The 382-nt window shown below is 74.6% G+C and carries 1 pseudogene; it reads right to left on the reverse strand.

The features are described 5' to 3' along the window. Positions 1–382, reverse strand: a pseudogene (locus tag G3I78_RS50840) (hypothetical protein); the annotation flags it as partial.

Raw genomic sequence — 382 nt, forward strand, 5'->3', positions numbered from 1 at the left:
GTTCGTCCAGCAGGGCGCAGGCGAGCGCCTCGACGAGCGTCCGGTGTTCCCGCACCACGGACCGCAGCGGCGGGAGCACTGGCGGTGTCCGTACCGGTTGCGCGCCGGACCATCCCACGGCGGTGAACCAGGACAGCGGGCTGGTCTTCGTACTGGCACGCAGGGCGTGCCGCAGTACCGAGGGCTCCTCCTTGCGGGCCCTGCGCCCGCCTTCGTCCCGGGCGGCCCGGGACACCGCGCGCAACAGATCGGCACTGGTGAGCGCGACGGCCCGGGTGAAACCGGGGGAGCGGCACAGCTGCGCGAGGGCGGAACGCTCGGCGGCCAGGGCGCCCGGGACGGCCGCGACCAGGTCCGGATCGACGGCCAGTTCACGCTCGGT

Origin of the sequence: Streptomyces sp. SID13726 (assembly GCF_010548375.1) — a bacterium.
Lineage (GTDB): Bacteria > Actinomycetota > Actinomycetes > Streptomycetales > Streptomycetaceae > Streptomyces.